This window comes from Candidatus Methylomirabilis sp. (assembly GCA_036000645.1).
Classification (GTDB): Bacteria; Methylomirabilota; Methylomirabilia; order Methylomirabilales; family JACPAU01; genus JACPAU01.
On the sequence record DASYVA010000115.1, the window covers coordinates 1 to 4,202 of the forward strand.

A 4,202-nucleotide genomic window follows, 5' to 3' on the forward strand; every position below is an offset into this window, starting at 1 on the left:
TCCGCACCGGGGGCCTTCGGGCGGCATCCGGCGCCACCCGGACCGTCTGTCCCACGATTGATGTCGTTGGTGTCAGCCCAAAAACTTTAGGATCGCGTCGACCACGGCGCCCGGCTGCTCTTCCGGAAGGAAGTGGCCGCAGTCGGGAAGGGCGTGCCCCTCGACCCGCTCGCAGCGCTCCCTCCAGACAGCCAGCATGTCCGCGCTCTGCGCCATCCGGCTCCCGCCCCAGAGGACGAGCGTCGGGACCGCAACCTTTCGCTGGCGGTCGGCGCCATCGTGCTCCAGGTCAATCGTCGCCCCCGCCCGGTAGTCGTCGAAGGCGGCCCGCATCCCCCCCGGCTCCCGGAAGCACCGCAGGTACTCCCGGATGGCCTCCTCCTCGATCGCGGCCGGGTTGAACGCCCAGGCCTTGTAGAGGTAGCGCAGGTAGATGTCTTCGCGACCGGCGGTGAGGGCCTCGGGGAGGTCGGGGACCAGGTGGAAGAGCCAGTGCCAGACGCGGCGGACGCTCCGCTGGTCGAGCCGCGCGAAGATGTCATAGGTGGGGGCGATGTCCAGCAAGACAAGGTGGGTGAGGAGCGCCGGATGGTCGAGGGCGAAGCGGTGGCCGACCCGTGCGCCGCGATCGTGGCCGACGAACACGACCGGCCCGATCCCGAGCGCCTGGATCACCTCCGCGATGTCTGCCGCCATGGTGCGCTTGTCGTAGCCGGTCGTCGGGCGGTCGGAGTCCCCGTAGCCGCGCAGGTCCGGAGCCACGACGGTGAACCGCTCGGCCAGCGCCGGCAACACCTTGCGCCACATGTGGCCGGTCTGGGGAAACCCGTGGAGGAGGATCATGCCCGGCCCCTCCCCCAGGCGGCGGCAATGGATCCGGACCCCGTCCCGCACGCGCACGACGCTGCGAATCATGTCCACCCCATTTCCTCCAATGCTCTGCCCCTGCGCTGCACCGGCCCTCGCGACGAGGGGCCGACCGTAGCACGTTGGCCCACGGAGTGGCAAGCCGCGGCGGGACCGGGGGGTCCTCCCGGGGCGCGGTTTGCCCCCCCCTACCTTTTCTGTTAGACTCGCGGCGCTGGAGGAGGGAATGAAGGTTCTGATCCGCCGGCCGCGGCGGGAGGTGGAGCTCCCGGGCCGGCGCCGCGTCCGCGAGGTCCTGAAGGAGCTGCAGATCAACCCGGAGACGGTCATCGTCGTCCGGGGGGAGACGCTCCTCACCTCCGACGACGTGGTGGGCGAGGAGGAGCGGATCGAGGTGATCCCGGCCATCTCGGGAGGGGCCCAGTGAAGTGCTCTACCTGCCAGGGGAAGGCGGCCATCGAGATCCGCCGGCACAACGCCGCCTTCTGCGGCCCCTGCTTCCTCGGCCACCTGGAACGGCAAATTCAGCGGGCGATCGAGTCGGAGCGGATGCTCGCGCCGGCGGAGCGGGTGCTCGTGGCGGTCTCGGGGGGGAAGGACAGCCTCTGCCTGTGGGAGGTCCTGCGGCGGCTGGGCTACGAGACCACCGGACTGCACCTGGACCTGGGAATTGACGGCTACTCCCCGGAAGGGCGCAAGAAGACCGAGGCGTACGCGGAGGCCCACGAGCTCCCCCTCCAGGTGATCGAGGTCAAGCAGGAGACCGGGTTCACCATTCCGGAGCTGGGCGAGCGGACCCGGCGTCCCCCCTGCTCGGGCTGCGGCCTCTCGAAGCGCTACCTGATGAACCGGGCGACCCTCGCGGGGGGCTTCCCGGTGCTGGCCACCGGCCACAACCTGGACGACGTGGCGGCCATCCTCTTCGGCAATGTCCTGCACTGGCAGACGGAGCAGCTCAGCCGGATGACGCCGGTCCGCCCCGCCACCCACGCGAAGCTCGCCAAGACGGTCAAGCCCCTCATCCGGGTCACGGAGCGGGAGGCGGTGGCCTACTGCCTGCTTCGGGGCGTGGACTACCACGAGGACGAGTGCCCGAACGCCGCGGGGGCCACCCTCCTTCTCTATAAGGACGTCATCAATCAGATCGAGGCGGTCTCCCCCGGAAGCAAGCAAGCCTTCTACCAGGAGTTCGTGAAGAAGGTCCAGCCGCACCTGGCAGCGGGGGAGACGGTCACCCTCCGGGAGTGCGACGTCTGCGGCCAGGTGACCACGGGGGAGGTCTGCGCCTACTGCCGGATGATGGAGCGGGCGCGGCAGACGACCGTGCGGCGGGGGCGCGTCACCCGGACCGTCCTCGAGGTGCCTCCGGCGTGAACGGCCCCCCCTTCGCCCCCGGGGACCGCGTGCTCCTGACCGACCCCAAGGGCCGCCGGTACCTGGTGGTCCTCCAGCCCGGGCAGCGCTTCTCCTCCCACCTGGGGTTCATCCCTCACGACGACCTGCTGGGCCGTCCCGACGGGAGCATCGTCACCTCCACGCTGGGCGCGCGCTTCACCGCCTTCCGCCCGCTCCTGGCCGAGTACGTGGTGAAGATGAAGCGGGGGGCGCAGGTCCTCTACCCGAAGGATCTCGCCCTCATCTGCATGTGGGCGGACATCTACCCCGGGGCCACCGTGGTCGAGGCGGGGGCGGGGTCCGGCGCCCTCAGCCTGGCGCTGCTTCGGGCCATCGGGCCGACGGGTCGGCTGATCACCTACGAGATCCGGGAGGATTTCCTGGCGCAGGCTCGGCGGAACGTGGAGGGTTACCTGGGACAGGTCCCGAACTGGGAACTGAAGCTCGCGGACCTCTACGCCGGGATCCCGGAGGGGCCGGTGGACCGGGTCATTCTCGACCTGCCGGAGGGGTGGCGGGCCGTCGAGCCGGCGGCCAAGGCTCTCCGTCCCGGGGGGCTGCTCCTCGCCTACTTCCCCACCGTCCCCCAGGTGCAGCAGATGGCGGAGGCGCTCGCGCGGCAGCCCCTCTTCCTGCCCCCCGAGATCTTCGAGGCCCTGCTCCGGCCCTGGCAGGCGGTGGGCCTCTCGGTCCGCCCGCACCTCAGGATGGTGGCCCACTCCGGCTTCATCCTGGTGAGCCGCCGCCTGGCCGAGCCCGCCCCCCAGGCGCTTCCCCCCGCCTTCGACCCCGGCCGGACGGGCGAAGAGCCTCGCTAGCCTTTTCCCCCTGCCGGGCCGCCAGCCCGGCGCGTCAGGTAGTCCCAGGACCGCCGGAAGTACTCGCGCGACTGGCCATGGCGCTCGTGCCACTCCTCCCGGGTGAGGGGCTGCGGCTCCCCGATGCTGAGCGCCCGGCACGTGAGGCGGGCGGAGTCCTCCAGCATCACGGCCTTCACTGTCGCCTCCACCACATCCCTTCCCGCGACGATGGCTCCGTGCCCGCGGACCAGGATGGCATCGCTCTGGCCCAGGGCGGCGGCGAGGTCGCGCCCCTGCTCGAGGGTGGCGACCCGGGCCGGGTTCGGGTAGATCAGGACGGTCTCGGCCAGGAGGGCCCCCATCGCGTCCAGCGGCCGGAGGGGGCGCCCGAGGACGGAGAGGACCGCCGCCCAGCGCGGGTGAATCCGGAGGATCGCCCCGATATCGGGTCGGGCCGGGTAGAGGGCCAGGTGGAGGGGGATCTCCAGGGGGGCCATCCGGGGGATCTGCGCCGGGCTGGCGTCCAAGGACACGCGGAGCAGCTCTGTCCCCCGGACCTGACCCGGCGCACGACGCGGGGAGATGAGGAACGCCTCCTGGCCCGGCAGGCGGGCGCTCAGGTGACCGTATCCGGTGACGAGCCCTTCCGCGTCGAGGATCCGGCAGGCAGTGAGCAGGTCGCGCCGGACTGCGGCCACGGTTCCGGATCCCTGCCGCCGCCCCCCCCGCTGTGCGAGCATCCCCTCCCTCCTTCCCGGCGGCGCCCCAGAGGCCGCCGATGATCGCCCCATACCGTTCCCGCCTGAGGGGGGACGCGAAGCGGTGTGACGCGGCAGCATGACTCGCTCGCTACGTCGCTGCTTCGCCTCCCTCGGGTCCATAGTAAATGACCCAGACCGCAAAGTCGTCGCTGAAGTCTTCGAACCGATGCGGTCGACCGGCTGCCGCAAAGAGCAATGTCCCGGGCTGGATGGAGCGCCGCCTCTCGCCCATTGCACCGTGCAGTGAGGCCGCTCAGGGCCTTTGACCGCCAGTCCCGCAGTTGGAACACTCTCCGACCACTCGCCCGACAGATTAGACGGTAGCCAGGGCCCGGGCGAGGTCGGCTGTCAGGTCGGGGGCGTCCTCGATCCCGACGGA

General features: G+C 71.1%; 5 protein-coding genes. 3 read left to right on the forward strand and 2 right to left on the reverse strand.

What is annotated here, in order from left to right:
- Nucleotides 1-72: 72 nt before the first annotated feature.
- Nucleotides 73-915 (reverse strand): alpha/beta hydrolase, encoded by an 843-nt coding sequence (locus VGT06_06675; GenBank protein HEV8662805.1) that lies wholly within the window; start codon nucleotides 913-915, stop codon nucleotides 73-75.
- 178 nt (nucleotides 916-1,093) lie between these two features.
- Here VGT06_06675 and VGT06_06680 point away from each other — a divergent pair, with 178 nt between their 5' ends.
- Genes VGT06_06680 through VGT06_06690 form a run of 3 tightly spaced genes read left to right on the forward strand, consistent with a single transcriptional unit; the run spans nucleotide 1,094 to nucleotide 3,080 of the window.
- Nucleotides 1,094-1,294 carry a MoaD/ThiS family protein gene (locus VGT06_06680; GenBank protein ID HEV8662806.1) on the forward strand — a complete coding sequence of 67 codons (201 nt, stop codon included), beginning with the start codon at nucleotides 1,094-1,096 and terminating at the stop codon, nucleotides 1,292-1,294.
- On the forward strand, nucleotides 1,291-2,241 hold the full coding sequence (locus VGT06_06685; GenBank protein HEV8662807.1) for an ATP-binding protein: 951 nt from the start codon (nucleotides 1,291-1,293) through the stop codon (nucleotides 2,239-2,241). The genes VGT06_06680 and VGT06_06685 overlap by 4 nt, the downstream gene beginning before the upstream one ends.
- Nucleotides 2,238-3,080: a tRNA (adenine-N1)-methyltransferase gene (locus tag VGT06_06690; protein HEV8662808.1), complete on the forward strand. Its 843-nt coding sequence runs from the start codon at nucleotides 2,238-2,240 to the stop codon at nucleotides 3,078-3,080. The genes VGT06_06685 and VGT06_06690 overlap by 4 nt, the downstream gene beginning before the upstream one ends.
- On the opposite strand, the gene VGT06_06695 is transcribed toward VGT06_06690, so the two are convergent.
- Nucleotides 3,077-3,802, reverse strand: a complete 726-nt coding sequence (locus VGT06_06695; protein HEV8662809.1) for a class II aldolase/adducin family protein — start codon at nucleotides 3,800-3,802, stop codon at nucleotides 3,077-3,079. The genes VGT06_06690 and VGT06_06695 overlap by 4 nt on opposite strands.
- Between the last annotated feature and the right edge of the window lie 400 nt (nucleotides 3,803-4,202).